The 24712-nt window shown below is 60.6% G+C and carries 29 protein-coding genes; 27 read left to right on the forward strand and 2 right to left on the reverse strand.

From position 1 onward, the window contains the following. Positions 1 to 6: 6 nt before the first annotated feature. Positions 7 to 744, reverse strand: a complete 738-nt coding sequence (yqeC, locus tag DW195_RS09160) for a selenium cofactor biosynthesis protein YqeC (RefSeq protein ID WP_118206512.1) — start codon at positions 742 to 744, stop codon at positions 7 to 9. Positions 745 to 846: 102 nt separating this feature from the next. Here yqeC and yqeB point away from each other — a divergent pair, with 102 nt between their 5' ends. From yqeB to DW195_RS09275, 23 genes are all read left to right on the forward strand, one after another. Beyond that, positions 847 to 1641, forward strand: coding sequence for a selenium-dependent molybdenum cofactor biosynthesis protein YqeB (gene yqeB, locus DW195_RS09165; protein ID WP_118206513.1), 795 nt, complete (start codon positions 847 to 849; stop codon positions 1639 to 1641). A 9-nt stretch (positions 1642 to 1650) separates the two neighbouring features. After that, on the forward strand, positions 1651 to 2694 hold the full coding sequence (locus tag DW195_RS09170) for an XdhC family protein (protein ID WP_118206514.1): 1044 nt from the start codon (positions 1651 to 1653) through the stop codon (positions 2692 to 2694). A gap of 311 nt (positions 2695 to 3005) precedes the next feature. Then, a complete protein-coding gene (gene rplE, locus DW195_RS09175; protein ID WP_006235260.1) occupies positions 3006 to 3563 on the forward strand; it encodes a 50S ribosomal protein L5 in 558 nt (185 codons plus the stop codon). A gap of 79 nt (positions 3564 to 3642) precedes the next feature. Next, positions 3643 to 3828, forward strand: a complete 186-nt coding sequence (locus DW195_RS09180) for a type Z 30S ribosomal protein S14 (RefSeq protein ID WP_022094280.1) — start codon at positions 3643 to 3645, stop codon at positions 3826 to 3828. Positions 3829 to 3947: 119 nt separating this feature from the next. Continuing rightward, entirely contained in the window at positions 3948 to 4346 is a 399-nt protein-coding gene (gene rpsH, locus DW195_RS09185) for a 30S ribosomal protein S8 (protein ID WP_006235262.1), read from the forward strand. Positions 4347 to 4379: 33 nt separating this feature from the next. Continuing rightward, positions 4380 to 4916, forward strand: coding sequence for a 50S ribosomal protein L6 (gene rplF, locus DW195_RS09190; protein WP_006235263.1), 537 nt, complete (start codon positions 4380 to 4382; stop codon positions 4914 to 4916). 75 nt (positions 4917 to 4991) lie between these two features. Continuing rightward, entirely contained in the window at positions 4992 to 5360 is a 369-nt protein-coding gene (rplR, locus tag DW195_RS09195) for a 50S ribosomal protein L18 (RefSeq protein ID WP_006235264.1), read from the forward strand. Between the two features lie 14 nt (positions 5361 to 5374). After that, entirely contained in the window at positions 5375 to 5899 is a 525-nt protein-coding gene (gene rpsE, locus DW195_RS09200) for a 30S ribosomal protein S5 (protein ID WP_055252236.1), read from the forward strand. Positions 5900 to 5901: 2 nt separating this feature from the next. Further along, positions 5902 to 6084 carry a 50S ribosomal protein L30 gene (gene rpmD / locus DW195_RS09205; protein ID WP_006235266.1) on the forward strand — a complete coding sequence of 61 codons (183 nt, stop codon included), beginning with the start codon at positions 5902 to 5904 and terminating at the stop codon, positions 6082 to 6084. A 3-nt stretch (positions 6085 to 6087) separates the two neighbouring features. Then, on the forward strand, positions 6088 to 6537 hold the full coding sequence (gene rplO, locus DW195_RS09210; RefSeq protein ID WP_006235267.1) for a 50S ribosomal protein L15: 450 nt from the start codon (positions 6088 to 6090) through the stop codon (positions 6535 to 6537). Then, complete coding sequence (gene secY, locus DW195_RS09215) at positions 6531 to 7817, forward strand: preprotein translocase subunit SecY (protein WP_055252237.1); 1287 nt, start codon at positions 6531 to 6533, stop codon at positions 7815 to 7817. Before rplO ends, secY begins: the two co-directional genes overlap by 7 nt. Positions 7818 to 7835: 18 nt before the next feature. Next, a complete protein-coding gene (locus DW195_RS09220) occupies positions 7836 to 8462 on the forward strand; it encodes an adenylate kinase (RefSeq protein WP_118206515.1) in 627 nt (208 codons plus the stop codon). Next, positions 8459 to 9247 carry a type I methionyl aminopeptidase gene (gene map / locus DW195_RS09225; RefSeq protein WP_006235270.1) on the forward strand — a complete coding sequence of 263 codons (789 nt, stop codon included), beginning with the start codon at positions 8459 to 8461 and terminating at the stop codon, positions 9245 to 9247. The genes DW195_RS09220 and map overlap by 4 nt, the downstream gene beginning before the upstream one ends. Positions 9248 to 9390: 143 nt before the next feature. Then, a complete protein-coding gene (infA, locus tag DW195_RS09230) occupies positions 9391 to 9609 on the forward strand; it encodes a translation initiation factor IF-1 (protein WP_035137443.1) in 219 nt (72 codons plus the stop codon). A gap of 150 nt (positions 9610 to 9759) precedes the next feature. Beyond that, positions 9760 to 9873 carry a 50S ribosomal protein L36 gene (rpmJ, locus tag DW195_RS09235; protein WP_006363204.1) on the forward strand — a complete coding sequence of 38 codons (114 nt, stop codon included), beginning with the start codon at positions 9760 to 9762 and terminating at the stop codon, positions 9871 to 9873. 14 nt (positions 9874 to 9887) lie between these two features. Next, on the forward strand, positions 9888 to 10262 hold the full coding sequence (gene rpsM, locus DW195_RS09240) for a 30S ribosomal protein S13 (protein WP_118206516.1): 375 nt from the start codon (positions 9888 to 9890) through the stop codon (positions 10260 to 10262). A 14-nt stretch (positions 10263 to 10276) separates the two neighbouring features. Beyond that, positions 10277 to 10681 carry a 30S ribosomal protein S11 gene (gene rpsK, locus DW195_RS09245; protein WP_006235274.1) on the forward strand — a complete coding sequence of 135 codons (405 nt, stop codon included), beginning with the start codon at positions 10277 to 10279 and terminating at the stop codon, positions 10679 to 10681. A 19-nt stretch (positions 10682 to 10700) separates the two neighbouring features. Then, positions 10701 to 11297, forward strand: coding sequence for a 30S ribosomal protein S4 (rpsD, locus tag DW195_RS09250; protein WP_006235275.1), 597 nt, complete (start codon positions 10701 to 10703; stop codon positions 11295 to 11297). A 32-nt stretch (positions 11298 to 11329) separates the two neighbouring features. Further along, positions 11330 to 12271, forward strand: coding sequence for a DNA-directed RNA polymerase subunit alpha (locus tag DW195_RS09255; protein ID WP_006235276.1), 942 nt, complete (start codon positions 11330 to 11332; stop codon positions 12269 to 12271). Between the two features lie 30 nt (positions 12272 to 12301). Further along, positions 12302 to 12769, forward strand: coding sequence for a 50S ribosomal protein L17 (gene rplQ, locus DW195_RS09260; protein ID WP_055252240.1), 468 nt, complete (start codon positions 12302 to 12304; stop codon positions 12767 to 12769). A 92-nt stretch (positions 12770 to 12861) separates the two neighbouring features. Then, positions 12862 to 13686, forward strand: coding sequence for a tRNA pseudouridine(38-40) synthase TruA (gene truA / locus DW195_RS09265; protein ID WP_118206517.1), 825 nt, complete (start codon positions 12862 to 12864; stop codon positions 13684 to 13686). Positions 13687 to 13889: 203 nt separating this feature from the next. Continuing rightward, a complete protein-coding gene (locus DW195_RS09270) occupies positions 13890 to 14888 on the forward strand; it encodes a glycosyltransferase (RefSeq protein WP_158567931.1) in 999 nt (332 codons plus the stop codon). Positions 14889 to 15020: 132 nt separating this feature from the next. Continuing rightward, a complete protein-coding gene (locus tag DW195_RS09275) occupies positions 15021 to 15458 on the forward strand; it encodes an arginine repressor (protein WP_006235280.1) in 438 nt (145 codons plus the stop codon). A gap of 184 nt (positions 15459 to 15642) precedes the next feature. Here DW195_RS09275 and DW195_RS09280 read toward each other — a convergent pair whose 3' ends face one another. Then, on the reverse strand, positions 15643 to 17865 hold the full coding sequence (locus DW195_RS09280) for a transglycosylase domain-containing protein (RefSeq protein ID WP_118206519.1): 2223 nt from the start codon (positions 17863 to 17865) through the stop codon (positions 15643 to 15645). Between the two features lie 162 nt (positions 17866 to 18027). On the opposite strand from DW195_RS09280, the gene DW195_RS09285 reads away from it, so the two are divergent. The 4 genes from DW195_RS09285 to DW195_RS09300 all read left to right on the forward strand — a co-directional run bounded on the left by DW195_RS09285 (position 18028) and on the right by DW195_RS09300 (position 24331). Further along, positions 18028 to 19986, forward strand: coding sequence for a peptidase U32 family protein (locus DW195_RS09285; protein WP_158567932.1), 1959 nt, complete (start codon positions 18028 to 18030; stop codon positions 19984 to 19986). 97 nt (positions 19987 to 20083) lie between these two features. Next, on the forward strand, positions 20084 to 21295 hold the full coding sequence (tyrS, locus tag DW195_RS09290; RefSeq protein ID WP_118206521.1) for a tyrosine--tRNA ligase: 1212 nt from the start codon (positions 20084 to 20086) through the stop codon (positions 21293 to 21295). Between the two features lie 222 nt (positions 21296 to 21517). Continuing rightward, on the forward strand, positions 21518 to 23338 hold the full coding sequence (locus tag DW195_RS09295) for an adenine deaminase (protein ID WP_118206522.1): 1821 nt from the start codon (positions 21518 to 21520) through the stop codon (positions 23336 to 23338). Between the two features lie 198 nt (positions 23339 to 23536). Then, positions 23537 to 24331 carry a Cof-type HAD-IIB family hydrolase gene (locus DW195_RS09300; protein WP_118206523.1) on the forward strand — a complete coding sequence of 265 codons (795 nt, stop codon included), beginning with the start codon at positions 23537 to 23539 and terminating at the stop codon, positions 24329 to 24331. The last annotated feature ends 381 nt before the right edge of the window (positions 24332 to 24712 follow it).

Genomic DNA, 24712 nt, shown 5'->3' on the forward strand with positions numbered 1-24712 from the left:
AATTGGCTACCCCTGGAGGCTGGTGGCGACGATGGGGCGGCCGAGGGCTGCTTCGAAGCGGTCGGCCATCGTGGGGTCGCTGAGCGTGTCGACTTGGTTGAGCATGACGCGTGCGGTGCTGAGTTCCAGCGCCTGCATCTCGGCATTGAGCACCTGGGCGACGCGCTCGGGTGTGGCGATGTCGGTGAGCTCGCAGCCGCAACGCTCGCAAAAGAGCTCGGGGCGGTGGACTGCTTCGTTGATGGGCTTGCCGAGCCCCGAGGCGCCGACGATCCAGACGATGTTGGCCGCGCCAGAGGGAATCACCGGCTCCCAGGTGGCGTGGGCCTTGAGTGGGAGCCGCTTGCTGCCGTCCGCCTCGGCCAAGACGTAGTTAAAGCGCCGTGCCAGCTCGTTGAGCGGCTCAGCGGGGGCGGAGAGCTTGCCTGTCTCCGGGTCCAAGACGCCTGCCTGGCAGATGCTTCCGTGCACAAGGCCCGTGCAGGCCTCGCAGGTGCAACCGGGGACATGCGCGGCGCCCGGCTTCCAAGGCGCGGCGTCCAGGCGACGGTTCGACCCGTCCCATGGCACGCCGGCGACGGGAAACATATGCGTGGTGGTGCAGAGGAGCACGCGGCCACCAGCGCGCATAAGCTCAAGGCCGAGCGTCTTGAGCAACGTCGACTTGCCGCCGCTGCCGATAATCGCGGTAATGTCCGGCTCGATCCTGAGCGCCGAGGCAAGATTGCCGCTAACCGTTTCCATCTGTTCACCGCCGTATAATACTGTGATAATAAATAATCATCAGAGTAGCGGTCGAACCGCTTTTGCTCTGCTCAAACCGTAGCACAGGGAGGTGCCCCGGGAATGCTCGTTTATGTTCGCGGCGCCGGCGATATCGCCACGGGTGTCGCTGCCCGTTTGGTACGTGCCGGCGTGTCGGTCGTTATGGCCGATATCGCGGTCCCCACGTGCATCCGTCGCACAATCAGTTTTTGCGAGGCCATTCGCCTGGGTGAGGTCGAGGTCGAGGGCATTTGCGCTCGCTTGGCGCAGACGCCGGCAGAGGCGCTTGCAATTACCGAGGCCGGAGACGTCGCCGTCGTGGTAGACCCCCAGGCTAAGATGCTCGACGAACTGAAGCCTGCTGCCGTGGTCGACGCGATTCTGGCTAAGCGCAACTTGGGCACCATGCGCGATATGGCGCCTGTCGTCATCGCCGTAGGGCCGGGCTTTACCGCGCCGGTCGATTGCGACGCCGTGGTCGAGACCATGCGCGGTCATTTCCTCGGCCGCGTCATCACCCAAGGTTCGCCCCAGCCCAATACGGGCGTGCCGGGCATCATCGCCGGCTATGGCAAGGAGCGCGTTATCCACAGCCCCGCCGCCGGCGTGTTTAGGTCCGACCGCGCGATCGGCGACATCGTGAGTGCCGGAGACGTGATTGGCTACGCGGGCGATACGCCCATGTGCACGCAGATCGATGGCTGTCTGCGCGGGCTTTTGGCGAACGGCGTGCAGGTGACTGAGGGCTTTAAATGCGCCGATGTCGATCCGCGCGGCGATGCCAGCTATATCAACTACATTTCGGACAAAGCGACGTCGGTCGGCGGCGGCGTGCTCGAGGCGCTCGCCATGCTCACCGGTGTATTTCAGGAATAGGAAGCGACGATGGAAAAGCTCGATGTGGTGAATGCTGCGCTTGGCGCTCTGAAGGCTGGTAAGACGTGCGAGCTGGTGGTCGTGGCCGGCACGGCAGGGTCATCGCCGCGCGGCGTGGGCGCCTGGATGGCCGTCTTTGCCGATGGCAGCCAAGCGGGCACCATCGGCGGCGGCAAGATTGAGCTCTTTGCGCTGGACGAGGCGCGCGAGCTGCTGGCCGCAGGTCAATCGCGTCTGGTCCGCTACACCATGGGCGGTGAGAACTCCGATACCGGCATGATCTGCGGCGGAGCCATCTGCCTGTGCTATCTGCACCTGGATGTATCGCAGGTGCCGTTGTTCCAATCGGTTGCCGACGTCTTGGCATATCGACGCATCGGCGACTTCGTCATCGACTTTGAACCGTTTATCGCAAACGCGCTCGAGGGCGATGTGGCCGAGTACCATGGCGGGGCATCGCGCCATACCATAGCCGACTGCCCCGAGCTTTCGCTGGTGGAGGAGGGGAGTAAGGTCACCTACACCAACGCCGCCTCCGAGATTCCCCCGGCGCACATCGAGACGCTCTGCCCCGAGGGCCTGACCTACATCTTTGGCTGCGGACACGTGGGCGCCGCGACGGCGCGCGTGCTCACGGCGGCGGGCTTTGCCGTTGTGGCGTGCGATGACCGCCCCGGCACGCTGACGCCCGAATGGGTGCCCGGTGTCTACGATCGTCGCCTGGTCGATTACAAGAACCTGAGCGAGCTGTGTCCCATCGGTCCGCGCGACTTGGTGGTCGTGGCCACAGCAGGCCACAAGTCCGATATCGACGTGGTGATTCAGGCCATGCGTGCCAAACCCGCCTATCTGGGCTGCTTGGGCTCGCGTCGCAAGACGGCCTTTGTGCGGGCTCGCTTGGAGCAGGAGGGCTTTACGCAGGACCAGATCGACGAGCTGCACCTGCCGATCGGAGTCGCCATCGAGGCAGAGGATCCCGAGGAGATCGCTATCTCCATCGCCGCCGAGATGATCCACCTGCGCCGCACCAAGCTCGTCCCCCGCAAGCGCTAATCGCATCCCCACCAATAAGTTGCGGTGAAATACGGATTGTTTAAGCCTGTTAGGCCGCCCAACAGTCCCTATTTCACCGCAACTGCTTTTTGGGACCCATTTGTGCGGGGGAGTTGTGGAGTTGTGCAGGCAGACGAGGTTTTTCTGGAAATACGTTCCCGATGCGCGTATAGTACCGATTGTTTTGTCGGCTCCTGCTGCGTCGAGTCCAAACCGCGAAATGCCATGAGCGGCGCGGATGCAGCCAGGAGGCACGAGGACAACCCATCGTGGCCACGCCCCGTGCTTAAAACCCCAAGAAGGAGTGAACAATGGCAGAAGAGAAGTATGTGCCGCGTCTGAAGACCAAGTACAACAACGAGGTCAAGCAGCAGCTTCAGGACAAGTTCCAGTACGAGAACGTCATGATGATCCCCAAGTTTGAGAAGATCGTCGTGAACATGGGTGTCGGCGAGGCCGCTACCGATTCCAAGGCCATCGACGGTGCTGTGCGCGACCTGCGCGCCATCACCGGCCAGCAGCCGATGATCACCCGTGCCCGCAAGTCCATCGCTACCTTCCGCCTGCGCGCTGGTATGCCGATCGGCTGCAAGGTTACCCTGCGTGGCGACCGTATGTGGGAGTTCTTCGATCGTCTGACCTCCGTCGCGATCCCCCGTATCCGCGACTTCCGCGGCATCTCGGCCAAGAGCTTCGACGGCCGTGGTAACTTCTCCATGGGCGTCACCGAGCAGCTCATCTTCCCCGAGATCGACTTCGACTCCGTCGATCACCAGCGTGGTATGGACATCACTTTCGTGACCACCGCCAACACCGATGAGGAGGCCAAGGCCCTTCTGGACGCCTTCGGTTTCCCGTTCAAGAAATAGGTTCACCTGCCCTATAAGCGCCGTTCCCACAAGGGGGCGGCGCTTGGGGCGAACAATACTCTATGTGAGGAGGATATAAGTGGCTAAGACATCGATGATCGTCAAGTGCAATCGCAAGCAGAAGTTCTCTACTCGTGAGTACACGCGCTGCCAGCGCTGCGGCCGTCCGCACTCTGTGTACCGCAAGTTCGGCCTGTGCCGTGTCTGCTTCCGCGAGCTTGCACTCAAGGGCGAGCTTCCCGGCGTTAAGAAGGCCAGCTGGTAAGTCACTACCAGCGTTTCAAGCATCAGTTTGGAACAGGGAAAACGCGCTAAAAAGGCTTTGCCGTTAAGGGCGGCGAAGAACCAAGAGCACGTGTTCATCAAGAACGAAGGAGAATCTGTATGAACCTTACAGACCCGATCGCAGATATGCTTACGCGCATCCGTAACGCTAACTCTGTGAACAAGGCCACGGTCTCCATGCCGAGCAGCAAGAAGCTCGTCGAGATCGCTCGTGTTCTGCACGAGGAGGGCTACATCGAGGGCTACGATGTCGAGGACACCGTTCCCCAGAAGACTCTGCACATCACGCTTAAGTATGGTCCCAAGAAGGCTAAGGTCATCAACGGCATCCGCCGCATTTCCAAGCCGGGCCTGCGTAAGTACACCGGCGTTGCCGACATGCCCCGCGTCCGCGGTGGCCTTGGTACCGCCATTATTTCCACCAGCCATGGCGTCATGACCGACCGCGATGCTCGCAAGCACAACGTCGGCGGCGAGATCATCGCTTACGTCTGGTAATTCGCTCGGTAGGTAGAAGGAAAGGAGATCACCGTGTCTCGTATCGGTAATAAGCCTGTCCAGATTCCCGCCGGAGTCGAAGTGGCAGTCAACGGCAACAACGTTGTCGTCAAGGGCCCCAAGGGCCAGCTCGAGCTCGATGTCTTTGAGAAGCTCGCTATCAACGTCGAGGACAACGTCCTCACCGTTTCCCGTCCCGACGACGAGCGTGAGACCCGTGCCCGCCACGGCCTCACCCGCGCCCTCATCCACAACATGGTTGTTGGCGTTTCCGAGGGCTTCGAGAAGAAGCTCGAGCTCGCCGGCGTCGGTTACCGCGTGCAGCAGAAGGGCAAGAACCTCGAGTTCTCCTTGGGCTTCTCGCACCCCGTGATCGTCGAGGCTCCCGAGGGCATCACCTTCGAGGTTCCCGACAACACCCACGTGAACGTCAAGGGTATCAACAAGCAGCAGGTCGGTCAGATCGCCGCTGAGATCCGCGGCCATCGTCCTCCCGAGCCTTACAAGGGCAAGGGTATCCACTACGTTGGCGAGCACATCCGCCGCAAGCTGGGTAAGGCCGCCAAGTAGTCGTAACCGACTCACTCGCATAAGACCAGCACCCCGTCAGGTGCTGGCAAGATCAACCTTTTTAGGAGTTTACGTATGAACAAGCATAAGGCGAAGCTGGAAGGCCTCAAGCGTCGTCAGCGTCGTGTTCGCGGCAAGGTCTCGGGTACCTCCGAGCGTCCGCGTCTTCGCGTGACCCGTACTAACGCCAACATCTATGCCCAGATCATCGACGACAGCAAGGGCTCCAGCCTGACGCTCGTCTCTGCCTCGACCCTCGAGGCCGAGTTCAAGGGCACCCACACCTCGAACAAGGAGGCTGCGGAGAAGGTCGGTCAGCTCGTTGGCAAGCGTGCCATCGAGGCCGGCATCACCAAGGTCGCCTTCGATCGCGGTGGCCGTATCTACCATGGCCGCGTCAAGGCCCTCGCCGACGGTGCTCGTGCCGCCGGTCTCGAGTTCTAGGAGGTATGTAGCACATGGCTCGTAATCAGAAGCAGCAGCGCGAGGCCTCCGAGTTCGAGGAGCGCGTCGTTTACATCAACCGCGTGTCGAAGACCGTCAAGGGTGGTCGTCGCATGAGCCTCGTCGCTCTCGTCGTCGTTGGCGACGGCAAGGGCAACGTCGGCGTTGGCATGGGCAAGTCCGCTGAGGTGCCCCTGGCCATCTCTAAGGCGTCTCTCGATGCCAAGAAGAACATGTTCCACGTGCCGGTGACCGAGCAGGGCACCATCCCGCACGAGGTTCTCGGCCACTTTGGTGCCGGCCGCATCATCATCAAGCCCGCTGTCGAGGGTACCGGCGTTATCGCCGGCGGCGCTGTGCGTCCCCTCTTTGAGCTTGCTGGCATCAAGAACGTCCTGTCCAAGTCCCTCGGTACCGACAACGGCCTCAACATCATCAAGGCTGCCGTCGAGGGCCTCAAGGAGCTCTCCAGCCCTGAGGACGTCGCGGCTCGCCGTGGCCTGACGGTCTCCGAGATGTTCGTCGGTAAGGAGAACTAAGCATGGCTGACACCATCAAGATCAAGCAGGTCCGCAGCACCAACGGTTGCAAGCAGGACCAGGTCCGTACTGTCCGTGCCCTCGGTCTCCACAGGATCCGCGAGGTTCGCGAGATTGCTGACAACGAGTCCGTCCGCGGCATGATCTTCAAGGTCAAGCACCTTGTCGAGATTGTAGAGGAGTAGCAAATGCAGCTTCACGATCTTACTCCCGCGCCCGGTTCCACCAAGAACCGCAAGCGCGTCGGCCGTGGCAATTCTTCGGGTCACGGCACCACTTCTGGCCGCGGCCAGAAGGGCCAGGGTTCCCGCTCTGGCGGCACCAAGGGTGCCGGCTTCGAGGGTGGCCAGACTCCGCTGGCTATGCGCCTGCCCAAGCTTCCGGGCTTCCGCAACCCCCGTCGTATCGAGTACACCGCTGTTAACGTTGAGCGTCTCGAGCGTAAGTTCGAGGATGGCGCTGTGATCGACGGTGCCGCTCTTAAGGCCGCTCGCATCACCAAGAGCGAGTTCGAGCCCGTCAAGGTGCTCGGCAATGGTGAGCTCACCAAGAAGTTCACGGTCAAGGTCGACAAGGTCAGCGCTTCTGCGCAGGCCAAGATCGAGGCCGCCGGCGGAAAGGTCGAGCTGCCGTGCTAAATGGTCTTAAGAATGCTTTCCGCATCAAAGAATTGCGCGAAAAGATTCTTTTTACCATAGCTATGCTCGTCGTGTACCGCATTGGTGCGCACGTTCCTGTGCCCGGCATTCCCTTCCAGGGGATGCTGGGCCTTTTCTCGACCGATAACAATTCGGTCGCCGCAGGTGCTATGGCCCTCCTGAATCTTTTCTCTGGCGGCGCGTTGAGCTATGTGTCGGTGTTTTCGCTGGGCATCATGCCTTACATCACCAGCTCAATCATCCTCCAGATGCTCCAGGCCGTCGTGCCTTCCCTGCATGAGCTTGCCCGCGAGGGCGAGGTCGGTCAGACCAAGATTACGCAGTATTCGCGTTACCTCACCCTGGCTCTGGCAATCCTCAACTCCGTGGGTTACCTCTTCCTCTTTAAGAGCTTCGGCATCAGCTTTAATGGCGCCGGCGCTCCCGAGATCATCTTCGACCTCATGATCGTCGGCACGCTCACTGCGGGCGCTATGCTGATCATGTGGATTGGTGAGCTCATCACCCAGCGCGGTATCGGTAATGGCATGTCGCTGATCATCTTTGCGAACATCATGGCCGGCCTGCCGCAGGCGATCTTCTCCAGCACCGAGGGCAATGCCGGTGGCATCATCACCATGGTGATCATCTGCGCCATCATCCTGCTGGTTATCCCGCTGATCGTTTTCCTTGAGCGCGGCCAGCGCCGCATCCCGGTCTCCTACGCCAAACGCGTCGTGGGCCGTCGCATGATGGGTGGCCAGACCACCTACCTGCCCATCAAGGTCAACACCGCGGGTGTCGTGCCGATTATCTTCGCTTCGGCGCTGCTGTACTTCCCGGCTCAGATTGCCGTGTTCTTCCCCGGCATCGGCTGGATTCAGGCAGTTGCCTCCGCGCTTTCGACCGGTTGGCTCAACTGGGTGCTTAACGTTGTCCTCATCGTGTTCTTCGCGTACTTCTACACCTCCATGGTGTTCAACCCCGATGACACGGCCGACAACCTTAAGAAGCAGGGCGGCTTTATTCCGGGCGTGCGTCCGGGTAGGGCTACCGCGGCCTACATCAAGAACGCGCTCAACAAGATCACGCTTCCCAGCGCTGTCTTTTTGGCGCTCATCGCCATCGTGCCTTCGATCATCTTCTCCTTCACGGGTAACCAGCTGATCCAGGCATTTGGCGGCACGTCCATCCTCATCATGGTCGGCGTCGTGCTCGACACGGTCGATAAGCTCGAAGGCCAGATCAAGATGTATGATTACGATGGATTCTTTAAATAGGCTAGAGGAGGATTGCTCATGAACCTCGTATTGCTCGGAGCTCCGGGTGCCGGTAAGGGCACCGTTGCACAGGAGCTCGTCGCTGAGTTTGGCGTCGCTCACATTTCCACGGGCGACCTGCTGCGTGCTGCTGTCAAGGGTGGCACCGAGCTTGGTATTCAGGCTAAGAAGTACATGGACGCTGGCGAGCTCGTTCCCGACCAGCTCGTAATCGACCTTGTCAAGGAGCGCCTCGCCGCCGACGATGCCCAGCAGGGCTTCATCCTCGACGGCTTCCCGCGCAACACCGCCCAGGCCGTGACGCTCGATTCCGAGCTCTCCGCCATGGGTCGCGAGATCGACTGCGCCCTTCTGGTCGACGTGGCCCCCGAGGTCATCATCGATCGTCTGTCTTCGCGTCGTACCTGCCGCGCCTGCGGTTACACCGGCACCGCTGCCGATGTCACCTGTCCCAAGTGCGGTGGCGAGATGTATCAGCGCGAAGACGACAAGCCCGAGACCATCAAGAACCGTCTTGACGTCTACGAGAAGTCCACGAGCCCGCTCGTCGACTACTATCGTGGCCAGGGTCTGCTCAAGTCGGTCAACGGTGACCAGGCTCGCGAGACCGTGTACGGGGATGTCAAAGAGGCTCTCGGTCTATGATCAAGATTAAGTCTGCAACGCAAATCGAGCAGATGAAGAAGGCAGGAGCGCTATCTAAGATGGCGCTCCGCCACGTTGGAGCCATGGTGCGCCCCGGCGTTTCGACTTTTGAGCTCGATCAGCTCGCGGAGCAGATTATCCGCATGCATGGCGGCACCCCGGCCTTTAAGGGTTACGGCGGGTTCCCGGGGACCATTTGCGCATCGATCAACGATGCCGTGGTCCACGGTATTCCCAACCCCGACATGATCCTGCGCGATGGCGATATCATCTCCATCGATACGGGAGCCGTTGTCGACGGTTGGGTCGGCGATAACGCTTGGACGTTTTTCGTCGGCACCCCCACGCCCGAGGCCAAGGCCCTGTGCGAGGTTACGCGCGATTGCCTTAAGGCTGCCATCGAGCAGGCTGTTCCCGGTAACCATATCGGGGATGTTGGTTATGCCGTTCAGTCCCTCGCCGAGTCTCACGGTTACGGTGTGCTTCGTGACTATGTGGGCCATGGCATTGGCCGCGTGATGCACGAGGACCCCAACGTTCCTAACTATGGAAAGAAGGGGAGGGGCGTTCGCCTCCAGGCCGGCATGGTCATTGCCATCGAGCCGATGGTTACGATGGGTTCCAACCATGTGAGCACGGGCTCCGACGGTTGGATTGTTACGACCAACGACCACCTGCCCGCCGCGCACTACGAGAACACCGTCGCCATTACCAATGACGGTCCGGTGATTCTCACCACGGATGCCCAAGGTGCTTGGTGTTCCTTGCAGGGCGGTGAAATGTAGGACTTGCGTCAAATGCACGCCTTAACATTTCAAATGTAACAAGTTCCACTTAGTTGTGGAGCCATTACGAAGTTATTACGATGCGTGCATACGTGTTGTAAAATACTCAATCGCTGTCGTTTTCTAGAGAAAGATGATTGCTTGTGAAGAAGGAAGACGCAATTGAGCTCGAGGGTACGGTAAAGGAACCGTTGCCCAATGCCATGTTTAAGGTTGAGCTCGAGAACGGTCATTCGGTTCTGTGCAACATTTCTGGCAAGATCCGAATGAATTACATCCGTATTCTCCCCGGTGACAGGGTTGTCGTGGAGCTTTCCCCGTACGACCTGACCCGCGGCCGCATCACCTATCGCTACAAATAGCGGCACGCATACACGCACTCCATTTCCGACTGCAGGCTTAGCTCAACCTACGGTCGGATTGTGTGTGAAGACCAGCCATAGTTTTAAACGCCTGCGGCTGGGCGAGTAGATAGTAGGGAAGTAGTTTGAGCGCTACCGAAAGGAAGAACGATGAAGGTACGTCCTTCGGTCAAGAAGATGTGCGATAAGTGCAAAATCATTAGGCGCCATGGCAAGGTCCTCGTCATTTGCGAGAACCCCCGTCATAAGCAGCGTCAGGGTTAAGAGAGGAGACTACGTTGGCCCGTATTAATGGTGTCGACCTCCCGCGTGAGAAGCGCGTTGAGATCGGTCTGACCTACATTTACGGCATCGGCCGCACCACTGCGACGAAGATTTGCGTCGAGTGCAACATTAACGTGGATACGCGCGTTAAGGACCTCACCGAGGATGAGGTTAACGCCATCCGCGATTATATCGACAAGAACCAGATCATGGTTGAGGGCGACCTCCGCCGTGAGCGCAACCAGAACGTCAAGCGCCTTATGGACATCGGCTGCAACCGCGGCCTTCGTCACCGCAAGGGCCTCCCGGTCCGCGGCCAGCGCACCCACACTAACGCTCGTACCCGCAAGGGCCCGAAGCGTCAGATCGGTGCTAAGAAGAAGAAATAAGGAGCGCTAGATAGATGGCTACTGCTAAGAAGAACGTTCGCGCTGCCCGTCTGAAGCGCGCGGACCGTAAGAACATTTCCGTGGGCCAGGCTCACATTCGTTCTACGTTCAACAACACGATCGTTTCGATCACCGATCCCCAGGGCAACGTCATTTCCTGGAAGTCGGCTGGCCAGGTGGGCTTCAAGGGCTCCCGTAAGTCCACGCCGTTCGCTGCCCAGATGGCTGCCGAGGCTGCTGCCAAGCAGGCCATGGAGCACGGTATGAAGAAGGTTTCCGTCTTCGTCAAGGGTCCCGGCTCCGGTCGTGAGACCGCCATCCGCTCCCTCCAGGCTGCTGGCCTCGAGGTCTCGAGCATCCAGGACAAGACCCCCATTCCGCACAACGGCTGCCGCCCCAAGAAGCGTCGCCGCGTGTAACTGAAAGGATCGTATCAATATGGCAATCGACAGGACTCCTGTTCTTAAGCGCTGCCGTCAGCTCGGGATCGATCCCGCTGAGCTCGGTTACAGCAGCAAGAAGGAATCTATCCGTCAGCCCAAGCGCCGTCGCAAGGAATCTGAGTACGGCATGCAGCTGCGCGAGAAGCAGAAGGTCAAGTTCATCTATGGCGTTCTGGAGAAGCAGTTCCACGGCTACTTCAACAAGGCCCGCAAGATGAACGGCGTCACCGGTGAGAACCTCATGATCATCCTTGAGTCTCGCCTCGACAACGTCGTCTTCCGTCTTGGCTTCGCCCGCACCCGCAAAGAGGCTCGTCAGTCCGTCCGTCACGGTCACTTCACCGTGAACGGCAAGCGCGTGGACATCCCGTCCTACCGCGTCAAGGCCGGCGACGTCGTCGCTGTCGGCGAGAAGTTCCGTGACCTCCTCCCCATCAAGGAGGCCCTGATTTCCTCCGAGCGCTTTGAGGTCCCTGGCTGGCTCGAGGTCGATATCGAGAAGCTGTCTGGTAACGTGCTCGCTCTGCCGACGCGTGAGCAGATCAGCGGTGATATCAACGAGCAGCTCATCGTCGAGCTCTACTCTAAGTAGTCCATCCGGGCTGCTGAGGCTGGAGGTAATACATGTCAGAATTCATTAGGCCTCAGGTTCAGGTCGAAGAGATCAACGAGACGTCTGCTCGTGTCTCCGTCGAGCCGCTCGAGCGTGGCTACGGCGATACGCTGGGTAACTCCCTTCGTCGCGTTCTTCTGTCCTCGCTCGAGGGTGCCGCCGTCGAGGCTATTCAGATCGATGGTGCGCAGCACGAGTTCATGACCATCCCTAACATGGTCGAGGATGTCACCGACATCGTCCTGAATGTCAAGGGTCTTGTCTTCAGGGCTCTCGGCACGACCGACGAGGCGACCGCCACCATCTCGGTTGACGGCCCCTGCGAGGTCACCGGTGCGGACTTCTTTATTCCGTCCGAGTTTGAGTTGGTCAACCCCGAGCAGCACATCGCTACGCTCACCGAGGGTGGCCATCTCACCATGAGCATGCGCATCGGCTATGGCCGCGGCTATGTTTCTGGCGAGGCCAACAAGCGCGACAACGATCCCATCGGTGTGATCCACGTCGACTCGCTGTACTCGCCGGTTTCCCGTTGCGCCAAGCTCGTTGAGGCTTGCCGTGTCGGTCAGCACACCGACTACGACCGCCTTGTCCTCGAGATCGAGACCAACGGCTCCATCGCCCCGCGCGACGCCGTGGTCCAGGCTGCCAATATCATTAACCAGCATATGGCCGCCTTTATGAACCTTGCCGAGACCCCCGAGGTCGAGGAGGAGGCTTCGATCTTCGCTCCCGAGGTCACCAACGACAACGCCGAGCTGGACAAGCAGATCGAGGATCTGGACCTTTCCGTCCGTTCCTACAACTGCCTTAAGCGCGCCAGCATTCACTCGGTCCGTCAGCTCGTTGAGTTCTCGGAGAACGATCTACTCAACATCCGTAACTTCGGTGTTAAGTCGATCGAGGAAGTGAAGGACAAGCTTGAGTCCATGGGCCTGAGCCTGAAGGCTTAATGCTTCGCATATTTGAGGAGAAACTAGACCATGCGTCACAACGTTAAGAAGGGCCTGAAGCTCGGCACCGATGCGAGCCACACCAAGGCCATGAAGAAGAGCCTTGCTAAGGCCCTCTTCGAGAACGACCGCATCAAGACCACCGAGACCCGCGCTAAGGCGCTGCGTTCGGTCGTCGACCCGATTATCACTTGGGCCAAGAAGGGCGACCTGCACTCTCGTCGTCTGGCTATCGCCAAGCTCGGCGATAAGCAGCTCGTTGCCGAGATTTTCGACAAGGCTGCTCAGGGCATGTGGCAGGACCGCAACGGCGGTTACACCCGCATCATGAAGCTCGGTAACCGTAAGGGCGACAACGCTCCCATCGTTATCATGGAGCTCGTCACCGAGCCTTGCACGCCTAAGGCCAAGAAGGCTGCTCCGGCCCCCAAGAAGGCCGCTGCTCCCAAGAAGGTCGAGGCTGTCGAGGAGACTGCTGCTGAGGAGACCGCTGAGTAGACATTCCGTCTGCATAGGCTATATTCGAGGGGTACGTTCGCGTACCCCTCTTTTTTTGTCGCGATACCGTTGCTTGTTTGTTGGGAGCGCCCATGACTGCGCCGTCTGATTTCAATTCGATTTCCGAGCTTGACGCCACGCTCGTATTTCGCGTGGCCTATGATGGCTCGTTGTATAGCGGATTTGCCGAGCAGCCGGGACAGACGACGGTTGCGGGTGAGCTACGTCGAGCAATTGAGACGCTGCTTCGCCGCCCGATTGATCTGACGTGCGCGGGGCGTACCGATGCCGGCGTACATGCCGTGGCTCAGTACATCAGTGTGCCCGTAACGGACGCTGAGCTCGCGTGTACGCGCCGTAGGTGGCTGCGGGCTATGGATGCCCTGCTGCCCAAAGACATCGCCATAAACGAGGTCTACAGGGCCCGTAAGGGCTTTTCTGCACGCTTTGACGCGCGTTCCCGTACGTATACGTACCGTATTGCCGATCGCGATGCACGCCCCGTGCTGTCACGCGGTGCTGTGTGGTGGCATCGCTATCCCCTCGACGTCGATGCGATGGCGGCCGCCTGCCCCGCGCTGCTGGGCGAGCAGGACTTTAAAAGCTTTTGCAAGGTTGCCTCGGCCGTTGGCAAGCCCACGCATCGCTGCGTGATGCGTGCCGAGTTTGGCCATGAGGTTGCGTTTGGCGAGGACATCCTGACGTTCACCATCGAGGGCAATGCGTTTCTGCATTCGATGGTCCGTACGATCGTGGGCACGCTTGTCGAGATTGGCATGCATCGCCGTGAACCCGAGTGGATGCGCGAGGTTATCGATGCCTGCGACCGTACCGCTGCGGGCCCCACGGCTCCTGCCTGCGGCCTTACGTTTATGGGCGTGGATTACGATCCCGCCGAGCTTGTCGTGCTCGACTAGGGGAGGGCTCGACGCGCCGTTCGTCGGCACCTGTCATCTGTGGGCTGCGCGTGTGCAACATCTGTTCTTGGCGTGCAGTGCAACCGGTGCCTCGTTGCTTTTATAGCTCGGGTGTACCATGAACGACAGTTTGATTTGGTGCTATCGAGAGGATGGAAAACTTGGTTCGACGTTGTTCGCATCCGCGACTTTCGGTGATCCTTGTGGTAGAAGGTTCGCCCAGCTATGCGATGCGTGCGCTCGAGAGTATCCAGAACCAAGACCTCTATGATTTGCAGATTGTCGTTGTCTGCCGCGATGCTGTGCCCGGTGTGCGCCATTCGCTTCAAGTTGCTGCTGACAGGGACATCCATATTGATTTGATTGACGTCGAGGACGCGAAGCGCGGCGCTTGTCTTCGTGCCGGTTTTGATGCCTCGCGCGGCTCTCAAATCATCGCCATGAACGCCGATGAGTGGTTTGCTCCGCAGTCCCTTTCCAAGATGGTCGATATCGCGTGCGATACTGCGGCAGACATAGTGTTCCCCACGGTGTCGCTCGACCGCTATGATGCACATCGAGAGCGCCATTCGCGTGTCTTGGATGCTGCCTCTATTGCCATAGAAGACGAGTCTTCTATGGCGACTGGGCTGTCCCAGTTGATTTTGGGCGGCCTAGTCGCTCAGACCTCTGGCGTGATGTATAGCCGTCCGCTGTTTGAGGCATGCCTGTCGCGCGGCAAGGCGTACCGTACGGTTGAGTTTATGGCTTATGCGCTCTCGCAGGCACGATTCGTGTCTGGCTGCGGCGACGCTTGTTTCCACGCGGCGGCACCTAAGCTTACAGATGCCTTTGATCCCACCATGTATGCCAGGATATCCGATGACACTCGAGCGCTCGACGAGCTTGCGGACTCACTCTCGGAAGCAGATAGCGGTGGTCGGCTCAAGCTGGCAAGCCAAAAGTTCTACTTTGCCGGACTGGTCGCCTGCATCGAGAATTTGTGTCTGAGCCCGCATGGGGTGTCGTCAATCGAGCGTTCCGCCCGCATGCGTGATATGCTCGAGGCGCCTCGAACCCGTCAGATGGTCGCCGCGCTCAAGGATAACCATCGGGGACTCGGTCTGTTGTTTGGGCCGATCGCCAGCGCCAAGCCCGCGCGCTGCGTGATGTGTACGCATCTGGCAGCTTTTCTTAACCGGACGGGCGCAAAAACCGCCTAAACGGCTCATTACGAAACAAACTTGCATAGAATTGTTTCGAAATGCGTTCTTATACACAAAAGCCTTCAAATAGCGTTAAACTATTCAATCACTGATTGATTGTCTCCGCCATCTTTTGGAGAGAGGGTTTGTATGGCTAAAAAACGCAATGGGCGCCAGGATGCCATTAGAGATATTGTGCGCAATAAGGATGTCCGCACGCAGCGCGTGCTGGTCGATGAGCTCCGTGCTATGGGCTTTGATTGCACGCAGGCGACTGTCTCTCGCGATATTGCCGATATGGGGCTGCGTAAGCTCCCTGAGGGCATCTATGTTCTGGCAGAGGACCTGCACCTGCAGCGTATGGTTTCCGAGCTCGTAACGGGCGTTCTGCGTACTGATAATCTGGTTATGATCAAGGCTCAGCCTGGCACGGCTTCCGGCATCGCCGCCGCTGTTGATGCGGCAGAGTTACCCGATGTGCTTGGCTCGCTTGCCGGCAACGATACGATTTTGGTTATTGCCCAGACGGCCGAGGACGGCGAGCGTCTCGAGGCGCTGATCAATAAGTTGAGCAATTCTCGCAAGTAGGTGTGCGGGTCGTGCGCTCGGCATTGTGTGCGCTGACATAGTGGCTTGTAAGGGGCATCGACGTTGGTCGGTACCCCTTTTTGTTTGCCGGTATAAAGACCGCCCACCAGGTCGCTTCAAACTAAAAGGCCCCGAGCAGTTCAATAAGCTGCTCGGGGCCTTGTTGGCTTTAGTCGCGTACTTCTTAGCCGACCGTATCGTCAGGCGTGGGCGAGGGGTCGGGAGTGGGAGTGGGCGTAGGCGTAGGCGTAGGCGTAGGCGTGCCGCCATCGCCGCCGGTCGAACCACCAGTGGAGCCGCCCGTCGAGCCACCGGTCGTACCGGTGCCGCCGGTGGTGTCGCCGCCCGTGGTCTCGGTGGTCGTGGTCGTCGTGGTAGTCGTTGTGGTGGTTTCCTCTTCGTCCTCGTTCTCGTCCTTGTCCTTGTCCTTGTCGTCGTTCTCCGACTTCTTGGTGTTGTTGGTGCCGTAGAACTTCCAGACGCTGTTGTTCTTATAGGTGGGAGCCGTTCCGGTCACAAACTCCTCGCGCTCGGTACCGGTCAGAACGGTGTTCATAAACCGCTTAAAGACAGGCAGGTTGGTGCTGTCGCCCAGCAGGTCCGTGCCGTATTTTTGGATGGGGATCTCGCCCGCGGAATAGCCGGTCCACAGGGCGCACGCCAGCTGCGGGGTATAGCCGCAGAACCACAGGTTGGTGGTGTTGTCGGTGGTGCCCGTCTTGCCGGCATAGGGCTGGTTGACGCTTAGGGCACCGGCAGCGCCCGTACCGCCGCCCTGCATGACGCCGGACAGAACATCGGTGACCGCGGCGGCCTCGCCCTCGGTAAGCACCTGTGAGGGATTGTCAGTGTGCTGGTACAGCACCGAGCCGGTACGAGAGTCAATCTCGGTGATGGCGATCGGCTGGCGATAGTAGCCGCCGTTGGCAAACGTCGCGTAGGCGGCGGCCATCTCGAGCGGCGAGATCGAGCCGGTGCCGAGCGTCATGACGGGAACGTCCTCGATGTTGTCCTTGGCGGGATCGATGCCGAGCTTTTTGACGAGCGAGATGATCTTGCTGTTGCCGACGGCTTCCGCCACCTGGATGTAGCCGGTGTTGGAGGAGTATGCCGTCGCCTGCTTAAGCGTGATGTTGCCATAGCTATGGTTGGCGTAGTTTTGGACCTCGGTCGTGGTGCCCTTGGCCTTGAGCGGCGAGTTGCAGTTGAGGGTGACGTTGGGGTTCATGCCGTTTTGGATGGCAGTTGCCAGCGTAAAGGCCTTAAAGGTGGAGCCGACGGGACGCTTGGCCGTGGCATGGTTTACGTGGTTCTCGTCGGCGTTGTAGTCGTAGCCGCCCACCATGCACTTGATGTAGCCGGTCTTGGGGTCGACGACGACCATGCCCATGTCCAGGCCGTCAAGCGAGAGCGTGTCGAGCTGCTCGCGGACGGCATTCTCTGCCACCTGCTGCATCGTGGGGTCGATGGTGGTCTTGACGGTCAGGCCGCCCTTAAAGAGCACGTCGGTCGAGAACTCCTGCTCCAGCAGCTGCTTGACGTAGGAGACAAAGTAGGGCTGCGAGTATACGTCGACGCCGCTGCCCGAGATTTCGGTCACATTGAGGGTGATGGGTTCGGCCTGTGCGGCATCGTGCTCCTCCTGGGTGATGTGGCCCAGGCGCAACATGTTGTCGAGGACCTTGTTGCGACGGGACAGCGCCAGGTCGGGGTTGACCGTGGGGTCGTACTGCGAGGGCGAGTTGGGAAGGCCGATCAACAGCGCGGCCTCGCTCAGGGTGAGGTCGGCGGCGCTCTTGGACAGATAGGTCTCGGCGGCGGCCTCGATACCGTAGGCGCCGTGGCCGTAATAGATGGTGTTGAGGTACATCATGAGGATCTCGTCTTTGGAGTACATGTCCTCCATCTTGATGGCGATGTAGGCCTCGCGCACCTTACGCTCGATGGTCGAGTCGAACTGCTCCTCCTGCAGGATGGTGTTGCGCACAAGCTGCTGGGTGATCGTCGAGGCGCCTTCGTGTCCGCCGCCGAGGGTTGCCACCGCAGCACGCGCGATACCCCACAGGTCGATACCGCCGTGCTCGTAGAAGCGCTCGTCCTCGACGTCAACGGTGCCTTGCAGCACGTAGGGGGAGACCTCGTCCTTGGTGATAGACTTGCGGTTTTGCGTGTAGAAGCTCGCGATCTTGTTGCCGTTGCAGTCGACGATCTCGGTGGGCTCGCTCACCAGATACGCGTTGGCGTCGGTGTAGTCGGGCAGATCGGACAGCCAGCGGTTGACGTTGCCGACCATGCCGATGCCAAACGCCACGCCCGCAATCAGCAGAAAGCCCAAAAACGAGAGCAGGATTATGGGCAGGGCGTGCGTCTTTGAACGGCTGTGTCCCTGTCGTTGGCGAGGACCCATATATTGACCTCCAGGTATGTCGTGCCGGACGGTGGATGTGCCGTCGGGGCAGGATGGACATAAGTTATTACACGATAAACCAAACGGGGCGCGCGAGGCCTCGTGTATGCTGGAAGACGGCATTTTTCAGAGTGAATGCATACCTTGGTAAGGAGTTTGTCGATGGCGATTCGGGCGATGGGGCCGAGCGGACAATGCGAGACTGGATTGGATGTCGTCAGTGCGGCGCTGCCCGAGCTGCTGGCGCCGGCGGGCGGACTCGACCAGATGCTTGCGGCTATCGCCGCGGGTACCGATGCCATCTATGCGGGGTTGGGCGGCTTTAACGCCCGTGTGAGCGCCCACGGCTTTACGGATGACGAGTTTGCGCGCGGCTGCGCCGTGGCGCATGCCCATGGCGTGCGTGTGTACGTGACGCTCAACGTGTTCGTGTTTGACGATGAGTTGTCCGACGCGGTGGCGTTGGGAGCTCATGCACTGGAGCTGGGCGCCGATGCTCTGATTGTGGCCGATGCCGGGTTGGCCTGCGCGCTGAGCGCGGCGATTCCCGGGGTCGAGATTCACCTGTCTACGCAGGCGGGCGTTCATAGCGAAGGCGCCGTGCGGCTTGCCGCCGATGAGTTGGGGGTCGAGCGCGTGACGACGGCGCGCGAGCTGACGGTCGACGAGATTGCGGCGCTCTGTGCCACGGGCGTGCCCATCGAGGTATTCTGCCACGGTGCGATTTGCATCGGCTATTCGGGGGCGTGCGAGTTCTCGGCCCTGCGGCGTGGACGATCGGCGATGCGCGGCGACTGCACACAGCCGTGCCGTCTGGCGTACGACCTAGTGGACGAGGCGGGACAGAGCGTTGTCGCCGTCGAGGGGGATCGTCTGCTGTGTCCGCATGACTATCTGGGTATTGCGCATCTGCCCGAGCTTGTAGATGCCGGCGTGGCGTCGCTCAAGATCGAGGGGCGCATGAAGAACCCCGATTACGTATTCAACGTGGTGCGGGTGTGGCGCCGGGCACTCGATATGCTGTGCGACGGCGCGTGGGACCCCGGTGCCGTGGAAGAGTTTGAACGCGAGCTTGGAAGATCGTTTAACCGTGGGTTTACCGATGCGTACCCGCGAGGGCGTTCGGGTGCCGAGCTGATGAGCTTTGAGCGCGCAATTAATCAGGGCGTGCGCGTGGGGCGCTTGGTCGCTGTGGGCCACGAAGAGGTGACCGTTGAGCTCGACGCTGCCGTGGCGGCGGGTGACACGCTCGAGATTCGGTTCTATCCGGGTGCCGACGCGCGTCCCGATGTGCCCAAGCGCTGGCCGCAGGTGCCCTGCCCGGTGGATGCCGCAGCGGGGAAGCGCGTCGTCGTGCATTGCAAGCGTAAGGTGGGCACGGGCTGCGAGGTATACCTGATTCGCAGCGCCGGCGTGTTGGATCAGACAGCGGCGGTGTTGGAGCGCATGCGGGCCGAGGCGGATGCGATTGCGCCCGTTGCGCGTGCCGTTGAGGTGCTGCCCTTTGAGGACGTTGCGGTGGATGGCGGTGCGTCGACGGAGTTGGTGGAGCGCGCGGTTCCCGCTCGCATGGTTTTTGCTTGGCAGCTGATGGATGCCGACCCGCGCGGAGAACTTGATTTGTCCGACGCCGTTGTGGTGCTGGACGAGGTGTGCCGCACGGGTGACGCTGACCGGACCCGCTCGCTGATGCAGCGTGCCGGGCGCGTCGTCTGCCGCAACCTGGGACAGGTGGCGATGGTGCGTGAGCTGGGCGTGGCGTTTGACGTGGCGGCGCCGGTGTTCTGCGCGAATCGGGTCACGCTTACCTGGCTGCGCGGACTCGGGGCGGGGCGGGTGTACTTGTCGGCCGAGTTGCTCGGCAATGATGCCGAGCGTGTTGCCGAGCTTGCCGCTTGTTCCGGTGTCTTGGGGCCTGTCGATGCCGACCGTCCCGAGCTCATGGTGTGCGAGCACTGCTTGCTGACTGCCGAGGGCGCCTGCGCCACGGATGCAACGGGGCAGATCCGTTGCCGTGACTGCTCGCGCCGTCAGCAAACACGATATTTGGTCGAGCGCGACGGCATGCGCCTGCCGGTCGCCGTTGATGCGTGCGGCAGGACGAGGATTTTCCTGTCGTAGGTGTTCGGCCGCGCCGTTTTGGTTATCATAAGAGAGTTTATGAACTTCCAGCACCGCCGTATCCGGTGAGGGTGCTATGGCAAAAGGAGGATACCCAATGCTGTCTGTTGACGAGCAAATGCGTATCATCACCTCGGGCGCCGCGAAGATCGTCCCCGAGGCCGACCTTCGCAAGAAGCTTGAGAAGGGCGAGCCCCTCAACATCAAGCTCGGCGTCGACCCCACCAGCCCCGACCTGCACCTGGGCCACGCCGTGCCCCTGCGCAAGATGCGCCAGTTCCAGGACCTGGGCCACAACGTCACCCTCATCATCGGCAACGGTACCGCGCTGATCGGCGACCCCTCGGGCAAGAATTCCACCCGTCCGCAGCTTTCGCAGGAGCAGATCGAGGCCAACGCCGAGACCTACGTGAGCCAGGCCATGAAGATCCTGGACCCCGAGAAGACCACCATCGTGCACAACGGCGACTGGATCCTTTCGATGGACCTGGCCGGTCTTTTGCAGGTGTGCTCCAAGTTCACCGTCGCCCGCATCCTTGAGCGCGACGACTTTACCAAGCGCTACCAGTCCCAGACGCCGATTGCCCTGCACGAGTTTCTGTACCCCGTGATGCAGGCCTTCGACTCCGTGCAGATCAAGGCCGACGTCGAGATGGGCGGCACCGACCAGCTCTTCAACCTGCTCGCCGGCCGCGAGCTCATGGAGAAGATGGGCATGGAGCCGCAGATCGCGCTTACCATGCCGCTGCTCGAGGGCACCGACGGCGTGCGCAAGATGTCCAAGTCCTATGGCAACTACATCGGCCTGACCGACGCTCCCAAGGATATGTTCGGCAAGACCATGTCCATCCCCGACGAGATGATCGGCAAGTACTATCGTCTGGCCAGCTCGCTCGCCCCGGCCGAGGTCGACAAGATCGATGCCGCCCTGGCCGACGGTTCCGCCGACCCCTACGAGCTCAAGCGCGCTCTAGGCCGCGACCTGTGCGACACCTACCACGGCGCCGGCGCCGGCGACGAGGCCCAGGCCGAGTTCGACCGTGTGTTCAAGGAGGGCCAGCTTGCCGACTTCCCCGAGAAGCACGTTGAGCTGACCGTCAACGACGAGGGCCAGATTTACCTCGCTGGCCTGCTCAAGGACCTGGGCCTTTCGGCCAGCGCCGGTCAGGCCCGCCGCGACATCGACGGCGGCGGCGTCAAGATCAACGGCAAGGCTGTGGCTCCCAAGAGCTACAACATCGATCCGAGCGCCCTCAAACTGGGCGACACCCTCTCCGTGGGCAAGCGCAAGGGCTTTAAGTTGGTCTAACGAGCGAGTTGACCTCACAAGTGCAATAAGGCCGCAGCCGGGAATCCCGACTGCGGCCTTTTTGGTTGCGACGATCCCTTGGGGACGGAGGGATCATTTGGCGGTGCCGTTAAGCGGAAGGGGTGTTAGCGGGACTTTCTTTTTGGCATACAATGGCTATTGGCTTGCTGCGGTGAAGGTCTGTCCGCTCCGCAGCTTTTTTCTACGGTTAAAGGAGTATGTATGTCCGTTGAGGTCATGAGGTCTGTGATCGATGCTGCCGAGGGGCGCGTGCCCGTCGACACGCTGTTTGCCAATGCGCAGATTGTCGACGTGTACGGTCAGCGCGTGGCGCCCGGTAGCGTTGCCGTCAAGGACGGTCTGATCGTCGGCGTGCTCTACGATGGTCGCGACGATGCCGCTGACACCTACGAGGCAACTGAGGTCATCGACTGCCAGGGTCGCTATCTCGCTCCTGGTTTTATTGACGGGCATCTGCATATCGAGTCTTCGAACATCCGCCCCGCCGAGTATGCGCGCATGGCGGCGACGCGCGGTACCACCACTGCCATTGCCGACAGCCACGAGATCGCCAACGTGGCGGGCCTGGACGGCCTGCACTTTATGATCGAGGACGGTCGCCGCGCGCCCATTTCCATCAAGTACATGATGCCCTCGTGCGTGCCCGCGCTACCCGATGAGCAAGCGGGCGCTGTGATTACCGCCGCTGACATGCAGGCGTTTTTTGCCGAGCATCCGGGCGATGTTTTTGGCCTGGGCGAGATGATGAACCTGCCGGGTGTCTTTATGGCCGACCCCGAGACCTGTGCTCGCATCGATGCTGCCAACCAGACGCCGTCCAAGCAGGTCGACGGCCATGCACCGCTCGTTGCCGGCAAGGACCTTAATGCCTATGCCGCGGCGGGCATTATCGCCGATCACGAGTCGACGATTCCCGAGGAGGCGCTCGATAAACTGTCTCGTGGCATGTACGTGATGCTGCGCGAGGGTACGTGCAGCCATGACCTGGCCAATCTGTCGCCGATGCTGCTGGAGAACCCCGCGCGCGCCCGCCGCTGCTGCTTTGCGACTGACGACCGCGCCCCTTCCGATGCGCTTGCGACTGGCATGATCGACAATGCCTGCCGCGTGGCGATTGAGGCCGGTATCGACCCCGTGGTCGCTATCTCTATGGCGTCCCTCTCCACGGCCGAGGCGTTTGGCCTGGATCACGGCTGCCGCGACCCGCACGAGCTGCGTGGTGCGATTGCCCCGGGCAAGCGCGCCGACCTGCTGGTGCTTAATGACCTGACGTTCGCCACGGCTCCGCATCGCGTATATGCCGCCGGTGCTCTGGTGGCGCAGGACGGCACCTTTGTGGGCGAGATCGCACCCGAGATGGCTGAGGTTGCGGCGCTTGCCGATGAGCTTCGCGCCTCCGTTAAGCTGCCGAAGCTTTCGCTCGACGTGTTTGACTATGCCTTTAAGCCGGGCGAGGCCGTTATCGATGTCATCCCGGGTATGGCTATCACGGGTATGGTTCGCCCCGAGAGTGCCGAGGGCCTGCGCCGCATTATGCTGATCGAGCGCCACGGCCGCGGCGTGTCGCTGCAGGCCGAGGGCGCCGACGGTGACGGCCCCGCGGGTCTGGGCTTGGTTGGCAAGCATATCGGTCGCGGCTGGGTGCGCGGCTTTACCATCACGGGTGGCGCCATTGCCTCCACGATTGGCCACGACTCGCACAACGTGTGCGTGGTGGGCGACAATGCGGCGGACATGATGGCTGCCGTTGAGGCCGTGGGCCAGGGCGGCCACGTGCTGGTGCGCAACGGCGAGGTCGTGGCGCGCATTCCGCTGGCGCTCGGTGGCCTTATGAGCGAGGGCACGGCCGAGGATGTCGCCGCGCAGCACGACGACTTTATGGTCAAGGCGCGCGCCATGGGTATCGAGCCGCCGCTCGACCCCATCATGGGCATCATCTTCCTGCCCCTGCCGGTCATCCCGACGCTCCGCATCCGCCCCGAGGGCATGTTCGACGTCACGACCTTCACCTACGCCGACTAGTCATCGGGGACGTTCTTAAACGACTATCCGTCGGGGTGGCGTGTCGCCTGACGCCGCGACCGTGAGACCTCTGGCATGTGTGAGCTATTTGCCAGGTCCTTGTAACGTTTACGCCCGCGGAGTCTTATTTGAGCTCCCTTTGGGTACGTTGGAATCGGATACACGTTCGATTCCAACAAGCCCGAAGGGAGCTTTTCTATGTTTAAACTGATTGCATCCGATATGGACGGCACATTGCTTGACGAAAACGGCCAGGTGCCTCCCGAGACCTACGAACTGATTCTGGCGCTACACGAGCATGGCGTGCATTTCGCCGCATCGTCAGGTCGTCGCTACGATCGCCTGTGCGAGTTCTTTGCGCCCGTTCGCGACAAGATGGACTTTGTCGCAGCTAACGGTGCCCAGGTCTTCGCCGACGGCAAAATGGTAGACCGCGAGGTGTATTCGCACCTGGCGATTCGAAGGCTCGCCCAAGCCGTCAGGACGTTTCCCAATCTGCATCTTGCGCTCTTTGACCGAACCAAGTCCTTCCTGCTCGATGACGAGTGCAAGTTCGTGCGTGAGGTCGATAAGGACCTTCCCAATGCCGAGCGTATTTGGGAGCTGCCCGATCCCAGCGTAAATATCATCAAAGCGAGTATCTTTTGCGACGACAGTGCGGTTATGGACAGTGCGTACGTGCTACAGCGCGAACTTGGTCAGCTCTTTACTTTTGCGCCTTCGGGCAACGCGTGGATCGATGCCATGCAGCCTGGTGTGTCGAAGGCCTCGGGTATCGCGCAGCTCGCGGAGCATTACGGCATTGGTCGCGACGAGGTCATGGCGTTTGGCGACTCGATGAACGACTACGAGATCATTCGCTTTGTCGGCACGGGCTGCGCGATGGAAAACGCGCGCCCCGCGCTCAAGGCGGTGGCCGATCGTGTCGTAGGCTGCAACCGCGACCACGCCGTTCAGCATGAGCTCCGTCGCGTGCTGGAGAGTCTCTCCTAATCCGGCAGCTGGCGACGTTCCTTTTAATATGAGCAGGACATTGTCAAGAGGCAAAATCGGGCCTGGCCCCAACGATATGGGGTCAGGCCCTCTCCCTATATCAACCCGTCCGCGGCGACCTCGGCGTGTCTTACCGACGCTCGTCTTTGCAGTTTAATATCCGCCCGTGGCGATCTCTCGCTGGGCAATCCGTTGCTACGGCTGAGGCTTCTACGTCGAACCGACAGTCTGTGCACGCGTGTGGCGCCCTGGGCGCTCGCAGAAAAGGGACCTGAGGTTCGCCTCAACGGCTTCGGATCGAACCGCTTCCGGGGTGACTGGCTTATGTGCGGGGGACCGCCCCCCTACGCCTCCTCGGCCATGAGGCCGACCGCCCACACC

The sequence above is a fragment of the Collinsella sp. AM17-1 genome (assembly GCF_003470665.1).
GTDB lineage: Bacteria > Actinomycetota > Coriobacteriia > Coriobacteriales > Coriobacteriaceae > Collinsella.